This window comes from Streptomyces gelaticus (genome assembly GCF_014649535.1).
Taxonomy (GTDB): Bacteria; Actinomycetota; Actinomycetes; order Streptomycetales; family Streptomycetaceae; genus Streptomyces; species Streptomyces gelaticus.
In genome coordinates this window covers 221,297-243,395 of the sequence record NZ_BMTF01000009.1, presented here as the reverse complement: position 1 = coordinate 243,395, position 22,099 = coordinate 221,297, and the positions used below count along the sequence as shown (strand labels likewise).

The following is a 22,099-nucleotide window of genomic DNA, read 5'->3' as shown; positions in this document are numbered from 1 at the left end:
GTACACCCAAAAATGTCCCACCGCGACATAAGTCTCGACGGGACATTCGGTTGCCATGGGGCTCTTCCGGGCCCCTCCGGCCTTGGGGACCAACGGAACAGCCATTAGCGCTAAGCACTTGATCTTGGCCGTGTAGCACAGGTGATCTGGCCTGTGCGGGGTTCGGTGGAAGATCCTCGATCACTGGTGGGGCGTGGCTACCGTCCGCCGCATGCCGGTGGAATTTTTGACTGATGAGCAGGCTGAGGCGTACGGGAAGTTCGCTGAGGAGCCGACGAGACCCGAGCTGGAACGCTTCTTCTTCCTTGATGACGAGGACCGGAAGCTGATCGCGAAGCGGCGCGGCGACCACAACCGCCTCGGGTTCGCTCTCCAGATGTGCACAGTTCGCTACATCGGGCTGTTCCTGGAGGACCCGCTAGCCGTGCCGTGGCCGGTCGTCGAGCACCTGGCAGAGCAGCTGGAGATCGGGGATGTCTCCAGCATCAAGCGGTATACGGAGCGGCAGATGACGCCGTACGAGCACGCGTGGGAGATACGTGAGACCTACGGCTACCACCTGTACGAGGACCACGAGTGGGGCCGGAAGTTCCGGGCGTTCCTGCACGGGCGGGCCTGGACGACGCACGCCGAGGGGCCGAAGGCACTGTTCGACCACGCGGCGGGGTGGCTGCACCGGAACCGGGTGCTGCTGCCGGGCGTCTCGGTGCTGGCCCGGCAGGTCGCCGAGGTGCGCCGGATCGCGGATACGCGGCTGCACGCCACGGTTGCGAAGGCGGCCTGGCGGGCGGATGCGGCGCTGCCCGGGGACCTGGTGGCGCTGCTGAAGACGCCGGAGGGCAAGCGGTATTCGGAGCTGGAGCGGATGCGCCGGCCGCCAACGCGGACCACGGGCACCGCGATGAAGGGTGCGTTGCAGCGGGTCGATGACATCGCCGCCTTCCAACTGGGGCGCCTGAAGCTGGACAAGGTCCCGCCGAACCGGCTCTCCGCGCTGGCCCGGTACGGGCTGGGGACCAAGGCACCGAAGCTGGAGCGGACGTCGGAGCCCAAGCGCACCGCGATGCTCACCGCGGTGATGCGGCATCTGGAGGCGAAGGCGATCGACGACGCGCTGGATCTGTTCGAGATCCTGATGGCGACGCGGCTGATCTCCACGGCGAGGCGGTCCACGGACAAGCAGCGGCTGTCCACGCTGCCGCAGTTGGAGAAGTCCTCGCGGCTGGTGGCGAGGGCGGCGAAGGTGATCATCGAGGAGCTGGAGCTCATCGAGGAGACCGGCTGCGATGTGGATGTGAAGGCGTTATGGAAGGCGCTGGAGGAGGTCGCGCCGAGGGCGGCGCTGTCCAGCGCGGCCGCCACGGTGGTGAGCCTGGTGCCGGAGGACGACGACACGGCCGAGACCGCCCTGCGCAATGCGCTGGCGCTGCGCTACAACACCGTCAAGCCGTTCCTGGCCCTGCTGGGCGAGACCTCCGCGCTGGGCGCGGCGACCAACGGCAAGCGCATCCTGACCGGGGTGAAGCGCCTCCCTGCCCTAGCCAGGCGGAAGGTGGGCGAGAAGCCGCTGCTGCCCCGGGAGATCGACGACAAGCTGGTGCCGCCGCACTGGCGCAAGGCGGTGTACGCGAACAGCGAGCTGCCGGAGGGGGCCGTCGACCGCGACGCGTACGTGGTGTGTGTGCTGGAGCAGCTCTTTGGTGCGCTGCGGCGCCGGGACATCTTCGCCTCGCCCTCGCACCGCTGGTCCGACCCGCGCGCCCGGCTGCTCAAGGGCAAGCGCTGGGAGGCGGTGCGCGAGGACGTCCTGATCGGCTTGAGCCTGACCGAGGACGCCGAGGAGCACCTCAAGGAACTCATCGGGGTGCTGGATGCGACGTGGAAGCAGATGGCCGAGCGGCTGGCGGAGGCCGGCGACGACGCGAAGATCAGCATTGAGGTGCAGCCCAACGGCCGCGCGAAGCTGAACGTGGAGAAGCTCCACGCGCTCAGCGAGCCGAAGACGCTGGACTGGCTGCGCAAGCGGGTCGAGAAGATGCTTCCGAAGATCGACCTTCCGGACCTGCTCTTCGAGGTGCACGGCTGGACCGGATTCCTGGACGCCTTCGTGCACCTGGGCGACGGCAAGACCCGCATGAAGGACCTCACCACCTCGATGGTCGCACTGCTGGTGTCGGAGGCGTGCAACATCGGCATGACCCCGGTCGTCAACCCGAACTACGAGGCGCTGACCCGCTCCCGCCTGGTCCACGTTGACCAGTACTACCTGCGGGCCGACACCATCGCTGCGGCGAACGCCGCCCTGATCGAGGCCCAGGCGAAGGTGCCGATCGTGAAGTTCTGGGGCCAGGGGCTGCTCGCCTCCGTCGACGGGCTGCGCTTCGTCGTCCCCGTCCGCAGCATCAGCACGGCCCCGAGCCCCAAGTACTTCGCGAAGAAGAACGGAATTACGTGGCTCAACGCGATCAATGACCAGGTGATCGGCATCGGGCAGATGGTCGTCCCGGGTACTCCGCGCGACTCCCTGTTCATCTTGGACGCTTTGTTGAACCTGGACGGCGGGGTGAAGCCGGAGATGGTCGCCACCGACAACGCCTCCTACTCCGACATGGTCTTCGGCATCTTCAAGTTGCTCGGCTACCGCTTCTCCCCGCGCTTCAAGGACCTCGAAGACCAGAGGTTCTGGAAGGCACAGATGCCCGACGCCGAGCCCGTCGGCGGGTACGGGCCGCTGGAGGCCATCGCCCGGAACAAGGTGAACGTGAAGAAGATCCTCACCGCGTGGCCGGACATGCTCCAGGTGGCCGGTTCCCTGGTCACCAACCAGGTCAGGGCGTACGACCTGCTGCGGATGTTCGGCAGTAAGGACCGCCCGAACCCGCTGGGGGCCGCGTTCGCCGAGTACGGGCGGATCGCCAAGACCCTCCACCTGCTGGCCGTCGTCGACCCGATGGACGACACCTACCGCCGCCAGATGCACAAGCAGCTCACCGTCCAGGAGTCCCGGCACAAGCTCGCCCGCGACATCTGTCACGGCAAGAAGGGCACCATCCACCAGGCATACCGGGACGGCATGGAGGACCAACTCGGCGCGCTCGGCCTGGTCCTGAACGCCGTGGTGCTCTGGACGACGCGCTACATCGACGCCGCCGTCGCCCAGCTCCGCGCTGAGGGCCACGAGATCAGGGACGAGGACGTCGCCCGGCTCTCGCCGCTCAAGCACAAGAACCTGAATGTCCTGGGCCGCTACAACTTCACCGCGTCCCAGCCGGTCGACGGGCTGCGTCCCCTGCGTGATCCGGATGCGCCCGACCTTGACGACGATGACGACGGCACCGACGGATGAACCCGGGGGCGGCGCCGCAGCTGGTGCGGCGGCAACTTGGGCGGCGCCAGTCGGCCTGCGGTGGTTACTGCGCAGGTGGACTACACGCATGCTGTTCGGTGCTGTTCTCTGATCCGGTCGAGTGGTTCGGGACGGGGACCGGGGAGGTGGGCGGATGCCAGGTGAGAATCCAGCCGGCGGTAAGCGCCGCCGCGCCGCCTGCCAGGGCGATTGCGCCGCTTGTTCCGATGCCTGCGGCCACCGCGCCCAAGCAAACCGGGCCGACGCCCTGGAGCGTCATGCTGCCGGAGCCGAGCAAGCCGAAGGCCTGACCTTGGCCATCTGGCGGAAGGGCGTCCAGGAACGGGCGTTGCAGGCCGAGAGCGTAGGCGAATCCGAGGCCGCTGAGCAGCAGCAGACAGGACGAGACGCCCACTCCGGGCTCGGCAGCGAAGCCGATCAGCGGCAGCCCCGCCAGCGCAATCAACGGGACTACCAGTCGCTCCCGGGTGGGTGGTAGTAGGAGTCGACCCACCAGCAGGTCACCGACAAGCATGCCAACCGGCAGACAGCCCATCAGCACCGCGTACTGGCCGGGCGCGAAGTGGCGTTCTCCCGCGTAGGCGACGATCAGGCCTTCCGCGCCCGCTACGAACGCGACGGGTAGCCACTGGGCCAGCATCAGTCGTCGCACCGTGCGTCCGCGCAGCAGCAGGCCGGCACCATGCAGGCTTGCACGGACGGCCCCGCTATCGCTCCCAGCGCTGCCGGGTGCGGCGCCGAACTCTCCCGGTTGCAGCCGGGGTAGCCGAATGCGGATAGCAAGCGCGCAGCCGAGGTAAAGGACGGCGCTGGCCGCGAGCGCCCGGCGTGGGCCGAGTGCCGCGACGGCCGCACCTCCCAGTGCCAGGCCGAACAATTGCGCGCCGGCGCCAGCGATGTTGTTCAGTGACCGGCCCAGTACATAGGCGTCGCCCTCCAGCGACTGAGCGACCAGCCGACTCGACGCGCCGTGAAACACCGGTGTGGCGAGGGAGACCAGCGCCACGACACCGAGGCTTGCCGCGACCGGCATCCGCACCAGGGCGATCAACAGGGCGGCGGCGCACGTCAAGGCGTAGCCGCCGGTAATGAGCGCGCGGGGCGGCAGCCGGTCGGCCAGTGAGCCCAGCAACAGCGAGCCGAACAGCTGCGGGATGAAGCCGATCCCGAAGGCCACCGCGCTCAGCAGCGCGGAGGCGGTGGCCGAGAAGACCAGAACCGAGAACGTGGTGATCCGCAGCGCGTCCGCAGTGATCGCGACGGTGCGGGTTGAGAAGAGCAGCCGGAATCGTGGCTCGGCCAGCACTTCACGGTAGGTGGCACGGTGGTTGCCCTGTGCGGGCTCGGCGGTTGGGGTCATGACGCCGAGTCTCGCCGTGCGTCCATGCCACTCACCAATGATTCGTCGCTGGACGAATCGGAACAGCGTCCCTCGGTAGCATGGCAGAGTGCTGCGCTTCGAAGTCTCCGTCGAGGACCTGCTGCGCAGCCGGTTCGCATTGTCGCCCGTGCTGGACCTCTGCCTACTGCTGCGCTCGCTCGCCGGTCAAGACCGGCCGCTGCCGCGAGCCTGGGCCACCCGGCTCCTGCCGGTCTTTGAACGCCTTCGCGGCGAGACCGAACTGAACGCCGCCCTCGCCCTGCACACCCCGCGCGGGGGCGGACCGAACTTCGTCGCCCCGCCCCCGCGCGGCCTCAACCAGACCTGGGCAGACGACCTGGCCATGATCCGGGCCACACCACTGGAAGCGGCCCGCCACGAAATCGCCACCAACGCGACCGGCCCGTCCGCCCGCGATCCCCGCGTACGCGCAGTGCTGGACTCGACGGACGCCGTCTCCAGGATCGCCGAGGCGATGGACCAGGCCTGGCACGAGCTGCTCGCCCCGGACTGGCCGCAACTGCGCGCGATCTGTGAGCGCGACGTCGTGCACCGGGTGGGTGTGATCGGCGAACACGGATGGGTCAGGACCATCGAGAGCCTGCACCCGAGCATTGCCTGGCAAGCCGGTGGCATCGAGATCGGCCACTTCCCCCAAGTCGGAACAGTCCGCCTCGCCGGCGACGGGCTCCTGCTGATCCCTTCGGTCTTCGTCGCGAATATCGCCGCCCACCTTGAAGACCCCTGGCCCAGAACCTTGATCTATCGCGCCCGCGGCACCGCCGCCCTGTGGGGCGAACAGGAGACCGTCCCCCGACCGGACGCGCTGACCGCTCTGGTCGGCCGGTCCCGAGCCCGGCTGCTGTTGGCGCTGGACGCCCCGGCCAGCACCAGCCACCTCGCCCGAAGCCTCGCCATGGCACCCGGCGCGGTGGGAGACCACCTCGCCATCCTTCGAGGCGCGGGACTGCTGGTCCGCGCCCGGTCCGGACGCTCGGTGCTCTACCGGCGCACCCCGCTCGGCGAGGCACTGGTCGCAGGTTCGGGCTGAGGGCTCAGATCAGCACTGCTTGTCTCACAAACGGTCCTTTGCCCGAGCAAGATCAAAGACGGTGTCCCGGTGATCGCGAAGCGGCGGTTCGGTTCGCAGAACTCGTTCTCACTCAAAGGTGGGTCCGGGGCACTTCTGAGAATCGTTTGTGACAGCATCCGGTGTCATGACAGTCCCTCAAGAAGCCTCCCCGAACGACGCGGACGATGTCGAGCGCCACCCCTGCCCGCGCTGCCGGGCCGAACCCGGCTCGCCGTGCCGCTCGCGCTCCGCCGCGGTCGCCGGCACCTACCACACCGGCCGCTTCACCAAGGTGCCCCGGCTCGCCAAGCTCCTGCGCGTGCCCACCCCTGCCGACCGCGGCCCCGGCCAGCCGTGGCGCCCCGGCACCCCGGTCCCGCTCGCCCTCGCACCGGACACCCCGAGCGCCGACATCCGCATCGGGTACGCCCGCTGTTCGACGCTCACCCAGGAACTCCAGTCGCAGCTCGACGCCCTCGCCAAGCACGGCATCGAGCGCGACAAGGTGTTCTCCGAGAAGATCAGCACCCGCGTGCGCGTCCGCCCGCAGTTCGAGGCCGCGCTCGCGCTCGCCCGGCAGATCAAGGCCCACGCCCCGCACTGCCGCGTCATCTTCACCGTGTACGAGATGAAGCGCCTGGGCCGCGACGCCGCCGAGCTCACCGCGCTCGCCGACCACCTCACCGCCCACGGCCTGGTCCTGGAGATGCTCGCCGGGCCCTTGCCCGGGATGTATGACCCCAGCGGGCCGGGACGCCTGCTGTTCGCGTTCTTCGCGGCGATGGCGGAGACGGAGCGGGAGAACATCCGCGAGTCGACCCTCGAAGGACTCGACGCCGCGGCCCGAAAGGGCAAGCACGGCGGCCGGCCGCCCGTCATCACCGAGGACATGCTGCACACCGTGCTGCGGCGCCGAGCGAACGGCGAGTCGGTCGAGCAGATCCAGCCCGACCTGATCATCCCCACCGGCAAGCGCAAAGGCCTGGCCCCCAGTGTCGCGAGCGTCTACCGGGCGCTCGCCGAGCACGAGAAGAAGGAGGCGTACCCCGAAGCCGTCGCCCAGGCGCACGCCGACTTCGCTGACCTTCAGGACGCCGACGACATCCCCCGCCCTCGCCGAGCCCGTATCCGACGCCCGGACGACCCGGTCACGGCCGAAGAAGCCGATCTTCGTCAACGGCTCCAGGACCAGGTCTTCCAGGGCACGGAGACGGAGTAGTCAGCAAGATCAAGGGGGTCGAGGAACATCGGAACGGAAACCGGCGCTAAGCCCTCGTCGTCGCTGTTGGGCGGCTGGCGGGATGCTGGTCGCGGGGCCGGTGTGAAGTTGTTCCACGGATAACGTCCTATTATCTGCGGGAGCTTGGTTCGTCACCTGCGGTGACGTTCTCCGGGCCGTACGTGAAGCGGCCCTGTTATCCGTGGCAAGGGGGAAGCGGTGCCAACCGTCGTGCAACTGCCGGCCGGGAAGGCGTTGACCGTCCGCTCGGCGGCCGAAGCCTTCCTCGACTCGCTCCGCAACCCGAACACCGTCCGCAGCTACGGGGTCGGGGTCGGCAAGACCGCCGAGCGGATCGGAGAGGCCCGCCCGCTCGGGTCGGTCGCGGACGACGAGATCGGCGAGGCCCTGGAACTGCTGTGGGGCACTGCGGCGGTCAACACCTGGAATGCCCGCCGGGCGGCGGTGCTCTCCTGGCTCGGCTGGTGCGAGTCGTACGGCTACGACGGCCCGGCGGTCCCTGCCTGGACGAAGCGGCTGGCGGTGCCGGACTCCGAGACCCCGGCCCGCTCGAAGATGGCCGTGGACCGGCTCATCGCCCGCCGCGAGGTCCATCTACGGGAGAAGACGCTGTGGCGGATGCTCTACGAGACCGCCGCCCGCGCGGAGGAGATCCTCGGCGTGAACATCGAGGACCTGGACCTCGCCGCCCGCCGCTGCCCGGTGAAAGCCAAGGGCGCCCGCAGCAAGGCCCGCCGACGCGGGCAGGCGCGCGAGGACTTCGTGCTGGAGACCGTCTACTGGGACGCCGGCACCGCCCGGCTCCTTCCCCGGCTGCTGCGCGGCCGTATCCGTGGGCCGGTGTTCGTCACCCATCGCCGCCCAGGCCCAGGGAAGGTGGTCAGCCCGCGCGACGTGTGCCCGGACACCGGCCTGGCCCGCCTCTCCTATGGCCAGGCCCGCGCCCTCCTCGACGAGCACACCGCCGTGCGTGGGCCGGGGACGGGCTGGGACCTGCATGAGTACCGTCATTCCGCCCTGACCCACCTGGGCGAGCAGGGCGCCTCCCTGCTGATGCTGATGGCGAAGTCGAGGCACAAGAAGCCGGAGAACGTCCGCCGCTACTTCAAGCCCTCGCACGAGGCGATCTCGGAGTTGACCAGTCTGCTCGCACCTGGCGACAGCCGCCGGTGAATGTGCGGTGCTGCCGAGACCGGTGCGTATCCGCGTCCGTGTCTCCCCCGGTCCGATGCGGGCCGTGGAGAGGCTGGGGCACTTGCTATAATCCACGAGTCGGCCTTCGGCGCCCCAGGTTGGGTGCGCGCGAAGGCTTTTTTCATGCCTTCTGACACATCTGCCTCCGGCACACCTCCCACCACCTACCGTGACCTGCTCCGCAACCGTGAATTTGTCGGCCTGTACGCCAGCTTCACACTGACGGTCGCCGCGAGCACCTTGTCGGGCTTCGCGCTCGGCACGCTGGTCAACCAGCAGACCAAGTCCCCGTTCCTGACCGCTGTGAGCATGTACGGCGCCACCTTCGCGACGGTACTCGGTGCGCTGACGCTGATGTCGGTCGCGGACGGAAGCCGTCCTCGCCGGACCCTCGTCGCGCTCCAGTGCGTCTCGCTCGTAGGTGTTGCCGCACAGGCGGTTCCAGGGCTGCCGCTCGCCGCCCGGTTCGATCTGCTCCTTGTACTGGGGTTCTTCCAGTCCCTGGGAACGGGCACACGGATGGGGCTGCTCGCCGAGGTAGTGCCGAACTCCTCATATGCACTGGCACGTTCGCTGATGAACATCACCTCGGGAGGCATGGCCATCCTCGGCTACGCCATCGGCGCCGTACTGCTGCGGTACCTGAGCCAGCAGGAGGTCTTCGCCGTCGCGACCGCCCTGACCGGCGGTGGATTGATCATTGTGGCGGTGACGGTCCGGGAACGCTCGATCCGTCTGACCCGTCGCCCTGGACTGCGCCAGACCTGGACGACGAACATCGAGCTTTTCTCCCACTCCGGCCAACGCGCGCTGCTGCTGAACCTGTGGGTCCCCAATGGCCTGATCGTTGGCTGCGAGGCCCTGTTCATCTCCTACGCCCCCCATCACGCCGGCGTCTTCCTGGCCGCCGGATCGGCAGGCATGCTCCTCGGTGACCTTGCGGTCGGGCGGCTGTTTACCGCCGAGCAGCGGCGCCGCTACGCATTCGCCCTGCGACTGCTGCTCGCCGCCCCCTACCTGCTGTTCGCCGTCCACCCGCCCATGCTGGTGGCGACAGCCGCGGTGTTCGTCGCCAGTGCCGGCTTCGCTGCCACCCTGCCGCTCCAGGAGCACCTTCTGGAGTTGACCCCTGATCCGGTCCGTGGCCAGGTCCAGGGAGTTGAGTCCGCCGGCCGTATGACGTGGCAAGGTATCGGAGCCGCGATCGCTGGCGGCATTGCCCAGCACTTCACTTCTGGCACGGCCATCACCTTTGTGGCCGCCGTCTCCATCGCCATCACCGTCCTCTCCCGGCCCTTCGTGGTCCGCGCCCGAGCAGTCCGCGTCCAGGCGGCCAACGCATAGAGTTCCCACAACGGTGCGAGCGGCGGGCGCGGCCAGACGCGCCCGCCGCGTCTCGCTACTCGTCGACAGCGTCCGGGGCACGGAGGGGCCGCAGGCCGCCGGGCAGGTCGGGAAGCTGGAAGGAGTACCGGCCCAGCACGTTGATGTGGTGGCGCACGAACGGGGAGAGCCGGGCCACGTCCTCGTCGCGGGCCTCGAAGCCGTCCGCGCGCAGCTGGTTCACGGTGGCGTCCATGTAGCGGGTGTTGAACAGCACGAGCGCGTTCAGGACGAGGCCCAGGGCGCCGATCTGGTCCTCCATACCGTCCTGGTAGCGCTGGTAGAGCTGCCCGGCCCGGCCGTGGAAGATCTTCCGGGCCAATGCGTGGCGGCCTTCCTGGAGGTTGGCCTGCACCTTGATCTGCCGCCGGTAGCCGGGCTCGTCGGCCAGGCGCAGGATGTGCAGGGTCTTCGCGATCCGTCCGTAGTGCGCGATCGCGTCACCGAGCGGGGTGGGCCGCCCGTCCCGGGAAAGCATCCGGATGACGTCGTAGGCGCGGACGGCTCCGGTGTGGATGGAGCCGATGATCCGCAGGATGTCCTCCCAGTGCCGCTCGATCCGGGCGAGGTCGACTCGGCCGCGGGCAGCGTCCTGGAAGGCCCCGTAGTCGGCCGTGCGGTCGATCCGCCACATCTTCTGGTCCGGCAGGTCCGCGAGCTGCGGAGCGTAGGCGAACCCGGCCAGGGTCAGCAGCCCGAACACGATGTCGCTGTAGGACGCGGTGTCGGTGACGATCATCTCCGGGCGGCGGCCGCCGTCGCGGTCGTAGAGGACGTCCAGCACATACAGGGAGTCGCGCGGGGTGCCGACCACGACCTTCCCGCCCAGGCCCGCCGCCTGGTCGTTGATCATGTTGAGCCAAGTGGCGCCGCCGCGGCGGCCGAAGTACTTCGGGTTCGGCCGCGCGTACACGCTGGGGACGGGGACGACGAACCGCATCCCGTCCACCGAGGCGACCAGGCCCCCGCCCCAGCTCTGCGCGAGCCCGATGGACGCCTGGTGCTCAATGAGGGCCGCGTTCGCGGCCCGGTACGTTGCCAGCCGCAAGTACGTCTGGTCCACGTGGGACAGCCGCCCGTACTTCAGCGGGTCCGCGCCGCCCATGACCGGGGTGTAGCCGACGTTGCAGCCGTGGGCGACCAGCAGGGCCGCGATCGTGACGTGCAGGTCCTTCAGCCGGGCCTCGCCGCCGGTGACCGAGGTGAACGCCTGGTCGGCGCCGGTCCAGGAGAAGACCTCCAGCAGCACCTCGGGCAGGTCCACGCGCGGCAGCATCGCGTTCACGGCGGCCCGCAGGTCGAGGAGGGAGGCCGGTTCGGGCTCCGGCTCCAGGGCGGCGAAGTGCAGGCGGCCGTCATCGTCGAAGACGATCTGCGCGTTGTCCGGGACCCGGGCGGCGACCTCCCGGTAGGTGCCGTCCAGCAGCGCCGCCCGTGCCTGAAGGTGGCCGCCCACTTCCCCGGGCAGGTTCAGCGAGGCCAGCACGGTCGGGCGGGCCTGCTGCCACGCCTGCCCGGCCAGCAGCTTCGCCCGCGGGTCACCCCACTTCGAGGAGTTCTTCGCGAAGACCTGCTTGCTGCGAAGCATTCGGTGCAGCTGCTCCAGCACGCAGAACGTGTACGCCTTCCAGTCCACCGTCCCGGGCTCCAGGTGCGGCGCCGCCAGCACCAAGCGCCGCCACGAACCGCTCAGCAGGGCGGTGTCGATCTCGGCCGGGCCGACCTTCTTGCGGCCCATCAGCTCCGGCAGCGACAGCATCGCGGCCAGCACCGGCTCACCCTCCGGGGTAGCGTCGAAGTCCACCACGTTGACCAGCAGCTTCAAGAACGGCCGGACCGTGCCGAACCGGTTGACCAGCATGGCCCGCCATGCCTCGTCCGCATCCGAGTCCAGCGGCGGGGTCAGCTCGAACAGCGCGGCGATCGCCGCGGCCAGCTCGTGCCGGGGCACCACCTGCTCGATGGCCGCCCACATCCCTTCCAGGCTCTCCACCTTCGGCGGGGCGATCTCCCCCGTGTCGGTATCGACCTGCTCGGAGGTGGTGTCGAACACGACCTGGAACGCGGTCGCCAGCTTGGGGTGCCGGTAAGAACGCTGTCACCAGCCGCAAACGGCGGTAATCAGTCCTCTGACCTGGAGGGCCGGGGCAGTTCTGCCGTGTTGGTCGTCTCGGCGAGCGCGAGACGGCCGCCCTTCAGTTCGGGCACGTAGTTGTAGATGGTGTTGCGGGAGACGCCGAGGAGCTTCGCGATCGAGGTGACGGTGTTCTCCGGGCGGGCGAGCAGGTCACGGGCGTGACGTACCTGTTCCTCGGTCATGGCCGGCGGACGACCGAGGCGGGCACCGCGGGCGCGGGCCGCGTCCAGGCCCTCGTTGGTGCCCTGGACGATGAGTTCGCGGATGAACTCCGCCAGGGCCGCGAAGACATGGAAGACCAGGCGCCCGCCAGGCGTGGTGGTGTCGAGCAACTCGTGCAACGAGGTGAAGCCGATGCCGCGCTTACGCAGGCCGGACACGATGGCGATGAGGTCCTGGAGAGAGCGGCCGAGCCGGTCTAGCGACGGGACGACGAGGGTGTCACCCTCGCGCAGGTAGTCGAGGGCCTTACGTAGTTCCTCGCGTTCGGCGCTCTTGCCGGACTTCTTGTCGGCGAAGATCCGGATGCATCCGGCTTCGGTGAGTGCGTGGATCTGCCGGTCGAGCAGCTGTCCCTTGGTGGACACGCGTGCGTATCCCACGAGGCTGCCGGTCCGTACGGCTGGAACCGGGGCGAGTAGATCGGCGGTGTCGTCATCTTGGGGTGGTTGCACCCGCCAGATCGTACAGAAAAGGGTGCTCTTCAAGTTCTTGAGCACATCGACTTTCTGACACCGTTTTATGGGCATGATCCGGCGTCGATCCGGTCGCGCGCAGCTACTTACCGATCTTGCTCATCAATCGGTCGATAGATGAGCGCCGCGCGAACGAACCGTGTGTGCTCGAACCGCGCGGCACCTTGCGGTCACCCATACGTTTGTACGGTTTTCGGGTTGGTCTCGGCGCTACTGGTCGGCATGTTGCTGATGGGGGTCGGAGCCAGCGGTGCTCGTCGCAGAGAACGACACGGTGTGTGGCTGAGGCGTTGCCGCCGGAGTCCGGCGTGTGGCCCCGCTGCGGTGAATCCACAGGAGAGCTGCTGCCAGCAGCAGGGTGCCTCCCAGCAGCCAGGGCATCGGGCCTGACGGAAGGACACCAATGATCAAGCCGGTAAGGGCTGCCACCAGTTGCAGGGCGAGAGACTGGACGGACAGTGCGGTGGCCCGGCCCGAACTTGCGACCCGGCGATGCAAGAGGTCGTTCTCGCTCGGCCCCGCCGCGCCAAGCCCGAGGTAGACCAGGCCGTAGCCGACGGCCGCGATGACCATGGAGCCCGCTCCGGCGAACGCCGCGGTGGCGCCGAGCAGAAGCAGGCCGCTCGCGCTCACGCCGAGGCTGACCATGACCGCGCGCTCGCCACTGCCCGCAAGCCGGGCGGTCAGCGGTGCGAGGTGACTGCCGATACCCGCGCAGATGAATCCGGCGCAGGCGAGCGCGGCAAATAGCACCGCCCCCGACTCCGATGCGCCCGTGAGGGCCGCGGCACGGCCCGGCGTGAGCAGTTCGATCGCGGCCAGGGCGCCGCCGGCGGCCCCAGCGCTGAGGAGCACCCGGCGGACCAGCGCGTCGCGGCCCCCCAGCCGCAGTCCGCCCACGATGGTGGCCGGGATGCCGCGGAGTACGTAGGGCAGGGTGGCTGCCGGCCGGGGCAGCTCCCGCAGAGCAGTCACGACGTACAGCACGAAGACGATCTCGATTGCCGCGCCCAGCAGCATCGGAACGGAAAGGGGCAGCACCAGCTCGGACGTCGCTTCGCTCAGTCGCACGCTAAGGGCAGGGCCGAGTCCGAGCAGCCAGGGAAGGGCACCGCCGAGCAGGGTGCCGGTGGCGAGCGCGGCGGATGTCGCGGATCCGCCACGGGCCAGCCCGGTACGCAGTTCGGCGTCGGGGCCGGAGTGCGCCTGGACGGTGTCGACGTACCAGGCTTCGGCCGGGCCGCTGGACAGGGCGCGACCCGCGCCCATCAGGGCCATACCGAGGCCGAGCAGCCAGGGAGCAGTGCCCAGGCCCACGAGGGTCAAGGCGGCCAGGTTCAGCAGCCCGGCCGCGGCCAGAACAGTGCGGCGGCCGAGGACGTCGGACAGTCCTCCGGTGGGCAGTTCCAGTGCGGCGGCGGTGAGGGAGTGCGCGGCGAAGAAGCCTGCGATGGCCGCCATGGCCATGCCGCGCTCGGTGAACAGCAAGATCAGGGGAGCGATGCTCAGTCCCAGTGGCAGCCAGAACAGAACGCAGACCGTGATGTAGCGGCGGCGTGCGGTGTGTATGTCCAGCGGCCCGGTCATGACGCGTCCTCGGCATCTGTCACCGCAGGGGCTGAGGTGTCCTCCTCAGCGCCCGGGTCGCGTGGTGCCAGGGGCAATCCGGCGGTGAGGAGTACGACCTGCGCGGCGCGCGGATCTTGTGCGTCGCGGGTGGTCAGTTCCTCCAGTTTCCGGTCGAGCACCTCCCAGAGTTCGGTGAGCGACTCAGGGGTCAGGCGGGGCATCAGGTCGTTGATTCCGGACGGCTCCACCCATTCCTGGCCCAGCCGCCCGTCGGCGATGGCGGCCTCGTGCCGGGCGAGAGATGCCTCCAGGTGCTCGATCTGGGCCCTGCGTGACAGGCTGACGTAGGCGCGGCTGCCCGGTGTGGCTTCCATTGCCTTGTTGTTCCAGGAGGTCACGGAGTGCACCGCCTGCCAGCGGCGCTCCCGCCCGTCACGGTGCTCGGCCTCGGTGACGAACGCGTACTTCGCCAGAACCCTCAGGTGATAGCTGGTGGAAGCGGATGACTCCCCGGTCCTGACCGCGAGTTCACTTGCGGTGGCCGGGCCGTCCTGCCGCAGCATCCCGAGCAGCCGGATGCGCAGAGGGTGCGTGAGGGCCTTCAGGGCTGCTGCATCTTGCTCGGGATCGAGTACGCGTTTCTGCTCTTCGCTGACCATGATGGGAGGGTAGAGCGGCCCAGAGAGTCCGCAAAAGTATTTTTGCAGAATTTCTTTTGGGAAGTTGGCTGGTAGCCAGCCACCGGCACTGCATCGGAGACGGGACTGGGCAGCCTCACCCGCCTGTACGTTGCCCGGATGGTTCCTGATCGCCCGCCGTACGGGGGCTGGGCACCGTGACCGCGGTGAGGTTCAGGCGGGCGTCCATGTCGAGGTTCACTTCACCGTATGGGCGTACGTGGGACCAGAACAGTGGGGTCAGGCCGCGCCGGTCGGCGGGCGTGAGGAGGTCGGCCCACTCCGGTTCGCCGAGGATGTCCTGAAGCATCAGGGTGTTCACGAAGACCAAGGCGGACTGCAAGATCCGCAGGCACAGCACGAACATCTCCTGCTCGTCGCGCCGGTTGGATGCGATCTCCCCGCCCTTGCCGTAGGCGATCACGGAGTTGGCGCCGTTGGAGGACTCCATGACGTTCAGGCCCTCCTCGATCTCCCGCTGGAGGTCCCGAAGCCGCAGGTAGCGGGCCACGAAGATCGTCTTTTGGGCGCGGCCGACCTCCAGCATCGCTGCGTAGGTGGGGTGGGAGGCGTTGCGGGTGAAGCGGCGCAGGATCGCCTCGGTGGATGCAGTACGGGTCCGGATCGCGGTGGCGTACTTGATCATCTGGTCGTACTGCTGGGCGATGAGCTCCCAGCGGATCGGGCGGGTGAGCGCCGGGGTCAGCTGCGGATAGGCGTCCGGCTCGCCAGCCACCGGCCGGTACAACTTCACCTTGTTGATCCGCTTGATCCTCGGCAATAGGTCGAAGTTCAGCAGCCGCGTGATGCCGAACCCGATTTCCGACTGGCCATGCGAGTCGGTGTAGTTGGCCTCGACGTCCATGGTGGTGCCGTGCCGCATCGCGCCCTCGATCATCGCGGCGACTTCGGAGGCGGTGCAGTTGATCAGCTGGGAGTGGATGGCCAGGGACTTCTTCTCCACGTGCCAGTAGATGAGCACCCCACGACCGCCGTAGCGCGAGTGCCACTCGGTGAACAGGTTCTGGTCGTAGGCGCGCACGTGGGTGGAGTCGGAGGCGACCGCGGTCGAGCCCTGCCCCCACAACTCGGTGTTGCGGGCGGCGAAGGTGGCGTTCGCGATCTGGATGGCGACGGCGCGTGCGGCCTCGACGGACAGATAGCGGCGCCGCACGTACCGCAGCTCGTCCTCGGTGTGCCCGTGGCCGCCGGACGCCACAGCCTTGATCCCGGTGTTCGTGCCGTACGCGTAGATGACCAGCAGCAGGCGTTCGGCCAGCACCTCCGGCGAGAGGCTGCCGCCGCCGGAGACGGAGGTGACCGCGTCCAGACAGCCGGTCCGCAGCACCGCTTCCTTCAGTATGTCGACGAGCGGCACGATGCCCCAACGCCTCTGCACCTCGGCCTTGACCCTGCGCAGGTTGCGCGGCTCGGGCTGGGCCTCGGCCGCCGTCAGCCGGATCGCCCCGGACTTCCGCTCGGCGATGTCCAACCAGGACAGCTTCGGCATCTTGTCGTTCAGCAGGGTCAGTTCGGCCGTCATCTGCTCGCGCAGCTCATCGACGAACACCGCCGCGTCCAGCGGCTTGCGCAGCTCCCGGTAGTTCTCCGCCCGCCGGGCCTCGAAGTCCTGCGGCAGGTCCTCATCCGGATTGCGCCACTTATCAGCGCCGACCACCCAGATCTCCTTGCACTTGAGCTGATCGCGCAGGGCCTGGAAGGCCACGACCTCGTAGACCATGCGCACCACCCGGCGCCGGCCGTGCTTGTCGGTGCGGTGGACGACCTCGGCCCAGTCCCCGCTCATCGCCTTGTGCACGGGCACGGTCTCGCCCAGCGGGTAGTACGTGGTGTTGCCCGCTGCTGCGTACCGGGCCACCAGCGCCAACGCCTCGATCACCGGCCGGTGGGTGTGGTTGGACGAGCGGAACTCCAGCACGTCCAGCAGCCTGATCAGCCCGCGCCGGTAGTGGTTCGTGTACGACGATGTTCTCCTTGCCCGACACCTTCTTGAACGCGTTGACCAGCTGCTCGGTGACCTTCTTCTCAGCCCGCGCCCCGATCCGGTGCACCGTGGAGATCAGCAGCTCCACCAGCGTGTCCGTGATCTCCCGCTCCCGCTCATGCAACAGCGCGGCCAGCAGCGTCACCCGCAGCGGCCGCGGATGAGTCCGCAGGTGGGACGGGGATTCCACCGCGGCCCGCGCCCGCCACCCGGCCACCACCTTTGGCGCGACATCGGCAAACAGGTCCGCCGGCAGCCCGACAGCGCGGACCGCGAGCAGCTTGTCGATCTCGGTGAGCATCGTCTCCAGGCTCACATTGCCCGGAGCCTCCTTGATCTTCCCCAGGACCGGCGGGCCGTCCTCGCCCTCACCGGCACCGGGTTCACCGCGTACGGCGTCGTCCGCCTGGTCGGCGCCAGCGACCAGGGCGATGATCCGCTCCATGCTCTCCACCGTGAGCCTCGCCGAGATCCTCGCCGTCAGCGTCTCCTCGGCCACCCGAAGCGCGGCGCCCACGATCCGGTCGCACCGCCCCGGAGTCGGCGGCTCAATGCTCTCCGTTCGGCAGCGAGCCAGCAGCTCCACCCGCACCTGCTCCGGCCGCCGCTCCTTGCACGCGACGTGCTCGGCCAGCCAGACCGTCAGCTTGTCCGCGTCCGCGACACTGCACTCGCGGAAGCCCAGGTGCCCGCGGATCTGCGCACGGTGGTACTCGACCGTCCGGCCGCTCCACTCATACGCGTCCAGCTCGGCGGCGGGTACCTGAACCTGCCGGGCGACGAACTCCACCGCCTCGCCCGGCAGCTCGAACCGGCCCCGGGGAAACCGGCCGTACTGCGTATAGAACTTCAGCAACACGGCGAAGCCCAGTCGCGTCGCACCGCGCTTGCCGGACACGAGCCCCTGCTCGTCCTTCAACAGCGTCCAGTGCTCGACCAGGTCGTCCAGGTCCAAAGGGGTACGGGCCACGGTCGTCGATCGTCCTCTCGGGGCCTCACCCCGCGCAGCTGTACGACCCCGGACTCACCCACACGGGTGACACCCTCGCAAGATCACCGCCGCTTGCGGCTGGTGACAGCGTTCTTACCGGCACCCCAGCTTCGCCGACGCCCGCTCCACCCGCGGCAGGGTCTTCAGCTTCTCCTTCGCACTCTCGCGCTCCGCCTTCGCCAGCAGCTTCGTCGCGATCAGCACCTCCAGCAGGTCCAGCGCGTCGTCCACCGCCCGCGAGGTCAAGTACACGGTGGTGGCCAGCAGCGTCGCCAGGCGGCGTGCGTCGGAGTGCCGGCGCAGCAGCGACGCCTTCCCGTCCACCCCGTAGCGCGACAGCTCCGCCAAGCGCCGTGGTGGTATCCCCGACACGTCCACAGCGCCCATCCCGAGCGCGGCGATCTCCTCCGCCCGCTCCAACGCCCGCTTCATCTGCGGGCCCGACACCCGCACCGGGCCCCGGCGCAGCCGGTCCAGCTCCGAAACCCGCTCACCCGGCGGCACCGTCAGCAGGGAGTCCAGCACCGCCCGCTGCCCGACGCCGAGCATCCCGTACAGGGTGTCCCACAGCCGCTGGTTCGCCGCTTCCCGTACCGAGGCCACCAGCCGCGTCAGCGTCGTCACCCCCGGCAGCAGCACCCGCCGCTCGCGCAGCCACCCGGCCGCCGCGTCGAACAACGCCTTCGGACCCTCGCCCGTCGTCCACGCCCGCGCGTCCACCCACTCCCGCAGCTCGGCCTCCGCCTCGGCGAACTCCCGGTACTCCAACACCCGCCGCAGCTCGCGTACGTGCTCCAGCCGGGTGTTCTCCCGCTCGCCGTACACCTTCAGCACCGACGGGTTACCGATGCCGAGCTGCTCGGCAAGGTAGTCCACGACCTCCGGCGGTACGTCCGCCGGATCGTCCAGGAACACCCCGATATACCGCGCGGTCGTGAGCTGGGCCGCGAACCCCAGGCGGTTGTGTGCCCGCCTCTTGGACTCGATCAGCTCCCGGTCCGCGTCGTCCAGGAAGAAGAACCGCTCCAACTCCGTACGGGACGGCGCCCCGCGATACGCCGCGTACGCGGCAGCCTGCTCATCTGTCAAAAACTCGACCGGCACCCCGGACCTCCAGACAGTCGATCAATACGACTGCCGAAGGTTCATCCCTCACAGAACCCCAGGTCAAAGCCCACATCGACGCCAGGCAGGCTTAGCGCCGGTTTTCGTTCCGATGTTCCTCAGCCCCCATCAAGTGCTTAGCGCTAATGACTGTTCCGTTGGTCCCCAAGGCCGGAGACGGCGACGAGGAATGCGGCCGGGGCACCTGCCCAGTGCAGCCGCCTTCGCACAAGGATGTTGCCGTCCGGCCCTGTGATCGACCGCGTGCCCGAGCAGCCGCGCGTCCGGCCGTACCCTGCGGGTCTCACTCAGGGAACCGATCACCGCGGTGGAAACCGCACGGGGTCTCCGTGCGCGTGGTGCCCTCCCCCGCCACGCCGCCTGTCTCCACCAGCGCATCACCGGCCGGATCGAGAACCCGACCCCACCGATTCGCCAAGCCGCGATCACCGCGGCCCTCGACCGTACCGAAAGAATCGCCAAGACATCGCGGGAAGCCATCCAGATCTCCTCCCCGTACGCCGACGGGATCCGCCGCCGAGTCCCCTCCCCTGTGGGGCCGGGACAGGGTGCCGTCACAACCCAGCGGGCATATTGTCCGCATATGGGTGACATGCGGTGCGACGGGTGTGGTGGGCGGCTCCCGGGGTCCGTGGCCCGCGGGCGCCGGTACTGTCGCCCGGCACACCGACAGGCGGCTTGGCGGGCCCGGCGCCGGTGGCAGGAGGCGGCGCCGGCACGCGAAGGGATGAACGCGGCAGGTGAGGTCCTGCTGCTGCACGTCAAAGGCATTGCGAGGGTCTACCTGGAGCCGCCCTCGCCGGGTTCGCCCGCGGGCCGGAACTGCGCTGCCGTGGCCCGGGTGCCTGATCTGGCGGGGCAGCTGGTCCGCGCGGTGGTGCTGGCCGACCGGCGGGCGGGGGCGAGCTGGGCGGAGATCGGGGCGGGGCTGGGTATCAGTGCAGAGGCGGCCCGCCGCCGCTTCGGCCGTACCCCCGCCGCCGCGCCTGTCGGCAGGGGCGGGTGAGGGGCATGCGGCGCCCTGCTCTTCCTGAGAACGTGGCCGGCCCCGGCTTTGGGCTGCCGGATGACGTTCTGGCCGATGTCGTACGTGACACCGGTGCATCGGCGGGCATGGTGTACGTGATGCTGCCGGGCGAGCGGGTGCTGCGTCTGGTGCTTGCTTCCGGGGTGTCCCGGCAGATCGTCGCTCCCTGGGCCCGCGTCCCCGTGGACGCCGCGATCCCTGTGGCAGACGCCGTACGGCAACGGCGCTTGCTATGGCTGGGGAGCCAGGAGGAGATCGCCCGCCGCTATCCGCGGGTCGGCCTCGTCCTGCCGTACGACTACATGGTTGCCGCGGCTCCGATCACTGGCGTCGCCACCGTGTGGGGCGGCATCGTGCTGCTGTGGCCTGTCTGGCACCCGGCGCAGCTCAGCGACGCCGAGCAGGAAACGATCACCGACTGCTGTCGGCGCGTGGCAGCGCTCCTCCAGCACGCTGCCGACAGCAACCGTCCGTTGCGGCCCGCCGACGAACCTCGTCTGCTGCCTGCGCTGCACCCCCGCGAGGCCGATCCGGCCTGGGCCATGTCCGCTCTGGGTTTCGCCGAGCGGCTGCCCGTGGGCTGCTGCGCACTCGATCTGGACGGCCGGCTCACTTTCATCAATCCCGCCGGCGCCGAGCTGGTCGGCACCGGTGCCGCCTCCCTGCTGGGCAAACGCCCCTGGGAGGTGCTCCTGTGGCTGTACGACCCGGTGTTCGAAGACCGCTACCGGGAGGCGGTGGTCACCCGGCAGCCCACCTCTTTCACCGCCACGCGCCCGCCCGACACCCGCTTGGTCTTCCAGCTCTACCCGGACGACAGCGGCATCAGTGTCCACATCACACCCACCGCAGGGGATCCGAGCACCAAGGCGGCAGCGGCAGCGGCCCCGCCGCCGGCCGGGCTCGTCGGCGCGACGCCGCTGTACCACCTCACGCACCTTGCCACCGCCCTCGCCGAAGCCGTCAGCGTGCAGGACGCGGTCGAACTGGCCGCCGACCAGATCGTGCCGGCTTTCGGCCCGAGAGCCCTGGCACTGCTGACCGTGGAAGACGGACGGCTGCGGATCGCCGGCTCCCGCGGCTACAGCCCGGCCTTGATGGCCCGCTTCGATGCGGCTTCCCTGAGTTCCGACACCCCCGCCGCGCACGTCATCGCCACAGGCGTGCCCGGATTCTTCGCCACCTTCGCCGACCTCAAGAGGGCCTATCCCCCGGCCGTGTGCCAGGACGGAATGGCCGCCTGGGCTTTCCTCCCCCTGATCGTCTCCGGCCGCCCGGTCGGCTCCCTCGTCCTCGCCTACGACCAGCCCCACGCGTTCCCGCCCGCCGAGAGAGCCATGCTCACGTCGCTGACCGGCCTGATCGCTCAGGCCCTGGACCGCGCCCGCCTCTACGACGCCAAGCTCACCCTCGCCCACACCCTGCAGACCGGTCTGCTGCCCCACACCCTGCCGCGCTTTCCCGGCCTTCAGGTCGCCGCTCGCTACCGGCCGGCCGGCTACGGGATGGATATCGGCGGCGACTTCTACGACCTCATCCGCTGCACCTCCACGACGGCCGTCGCCGCGATCGGCGACGTGCAGGGCCACAACACTGCCGCCGCCGCCCTCATGGGACAGGTCCGCACCGCCGTCCACGCCCACGCGACCGCCGGCGCCGCCCCTGGGGAGGTCCTCGCCCGCACCAACCGCCTCCTGACAGACCTCGACCCCGGCCTGTTTGCCAGCTGCCTCATCGCCCACCTCGACCTCACCCGCCACCACGCACTTCTGGCCACAGCCGGGCACCCCCCTGCCCTGCTCCGCCACCCCGACGGGCGCACCGACATCCTCCGCCTGCCGCCAGGGCTGCTGCTGGGCATCGAGCCGGACGCCGACTACCGCACCGCCGACATCCCCCTCCCACCCGGAGCCGTCCTCGCCCTGTACACCGACGGACTCGTCGAAAGCCCCGGCACCGACATCGACGACGCCACCGACACGCTCGCCGGCCACCTCGCAGCAACAGAGCCCGGCGACCTCGACGCCCTCGCCGATACCCTCCTCCACCACGCCGAACAATCCGCACCCCGCCACGACGACATCGCCCTGCTCCTCATCCGCCCATGCTGCGGACCATGACCGAAGCACCGCCAGATGGCAGGCGCCTTGGATTTGACGCCTGATCAGGCCGCATTGGCCGTAGCACTTGATCCTCGTGCCCGGGCTGCGTGAAGAACTCGAAGTGCCGGTGCCCG

General features: G+C 69.3%; 12 protein-coding genes and 3 pseudogenes. 7 read left to right on the top strand and 8 right to left on the bottom strand.

Translation table 11 applies throughout. The features are described from left to right. Window positions 1–211 precede the first annotated feature (211 nt). Entirely contained in the window at window positions 212–3,346 is a 3,135-nt protein-coding gene (locus IE107_RS16475; RefSeq protein WP_189544499.1) for a Tn3 family transposase, read from the top strand. 64 nt (window positions 3,347–3,410) lie between these two features. Here the strand turns inward: IE107_RS16475 and IE107_RS16470 are convergent, their stop codons facing one another. Further along, a complete protein-coding gene (locus IE107_RS16470) occupies window positions 3,411–4,727 on the bottom strand; it encodes an MFS transporter (protein ID WP_189544498.1) in 1,317 nt (438 codons plus the stop codon). 88 nt (window positions 4,728–4,815) lie between these two features. On the opposite strand from IE107_RS16470, the gene IE107_RS16465 reads away from it, so the two are divergent. The 4 genes from IE107_RS16465 (at window position 4,816) to IE107_RS16450 (ending at window position 9,598) form a co-directional block, all read left to right on the top strand. Next, window positions 4,816–5,799: an ArsR/SmtB family transcription factor gene (locus tag IE107_RS16465; protein WP_189544497.1), complete on the top strand. Its 984-nt coding sequence runs from the start codon at window positions 4,816–4,818 to the stop codon at window positions 5,797–5,799. A 166-nt stretch (window positions 5,800–5,965) separates the two neighbouring features. Beyond that, entirely contained in the window at window positions 5,966–7,039 is a 1,074-nt protein-coding gene (locus IE107_RS16460) for a recombinase family protein (protein ID WP_189544496.1), read from the top strand. A 219-nt stretch (window positions 7,040–7,258) separates the two neighbouring features. Continuing rightward, the gene (locus IE107_RS16455; protein WP_189544495.1) at window positions 7,259–8,233 is read left to right on the top strand and encodes a tyrosine-type recombinase/integrase; all 975 of its coding nucleotides are present in this window, start codon (window positions 7,259–7,261) and stop codon (window positions 8,231–8,233) included. Between the two features lie 123 nt (window positions 8,234–8,356). Continuing rightward, a complete protein-coding gene (locus IE107_RS16450) occupies window positions 8,357–9,598 on the top strand; it encodes an MFS transporter (RefSeq protein ID WP_373302453.1) in 1,242 nt (413 codons plus the stop codon). A gap of 55 nt (window positions 9,599–9,653) precedes the next feature. Here IE107_RS16450 and IE107_RS16445 read toward each other — a convergent pair. The 7 genes and pseudogenes from IE107_RS16445 to IE107_RS16420 form a co-directional block, all read right to left on the bottom strand. Further along, window positions 9,654–11,714 (bottom strand): annotated as a pseudogene (locus IE107_RS16445) (Tn3 family transposase); the annotation flags it as partial. 44 nt (window positions 11,715–11,758) lie between these two features. After that, window positions 11,759–12,448, bottom strand: coding sequence for a recombinase family protein (locus IE107_RS16440; RefSeq protein ID WP_189544494.1), 690 nt, complete (start codon window positions 12,446–12,448; stop codon window positions 11,759–11,761). Window positions 12,449–12,679: 231 nt separating this feature from the next. Beyond that, window positions 12,680–14,056: an MFS transporter gene (locus IE107_RS16435; protein ID WP_229866991.1), complete on the bottom strand. Its 1,377-nt coding sequence runs from the start codon at window positions 14,054–14,056 to the stop codon at window positions 12,680–12,682. Beyond that, window positions 14,053–14,697: an ArsR/SmtB family transcription factor gene (locus IE107_RS16430; protein ID WP_189544493.1), complete on the bottom strand. Its 645-nt coding sequence runs from the start codon at window positions 14,695–14,697 to the stop codon at window positions 14,053–14,055. The genes IE107_RS16435 and IE107_RS16430 overlap by 4 nt, the downstream gene beginning before the upstream one ends. Before the next feature lie 115 nt (window positions 14,698–14,812). Continuing rightward, window positions 14,813–16,654 carry a Tn3 family transposase gene (locus IE107_RS34930; protein WP_229866989.1) on the bottom strand — a complete coding sequence of 614 codons (1,842 nt, stop codon included), beginning with the start codon at window positions 16,652–16,654 and terminating at the stop codon, window positions 14,813–14,815. A 583-nt stretch (window positions 16,655–17,237) separates the two neighbouring features. Continuing rightward, window positions 17,238–17,690 (bottom strand): annotated as a pseudogene (locus tag IE107_RS34925) (DUF4158 domain-containing protein); the annotation flags it as partial. A 126-nt stretch (window positions 17,691–17,816) separates the two neighbouring features. Then, window positions 17,817–18,815, bottom strand: a pseudogene (locus IE107_RS16420) (DUF4158 domain-containing protein); the annotation flags it as partial. A gap of 748 nt (window positions 18,816–19,563) precedes the next feature. Between IE107_RS16420 and IE107_RS16415 the strand changes: the two are divergent. Together IE107_RS16415 and IE107_RS16410 are read left to right on the top strand one after the other, a co-directional pair. After that, window positions 19,564–19,842, top strand: a complete 279-nt coding sequence (locus IE107_RS16415) for a hypothetical protein (protein WP_189544492.1) — start codon at window positions 19,564–19,566, stop codon at window positions 19,840–19,842. Between the two features lie 5 nt (window positions 19,843–19,847). After that, a complete protein-coding gene (locus IE107_RS16410; RefSeq protein ID WP_189544491.1) occupies window positions 19,848–21,983 on the top strand; it encodes a SpoIIE family protein phosphatase in 2,136 nt (711 codons plus the stop codon). Window positions 21,984–22,099 lie beyond the last annotated feature (116 nt).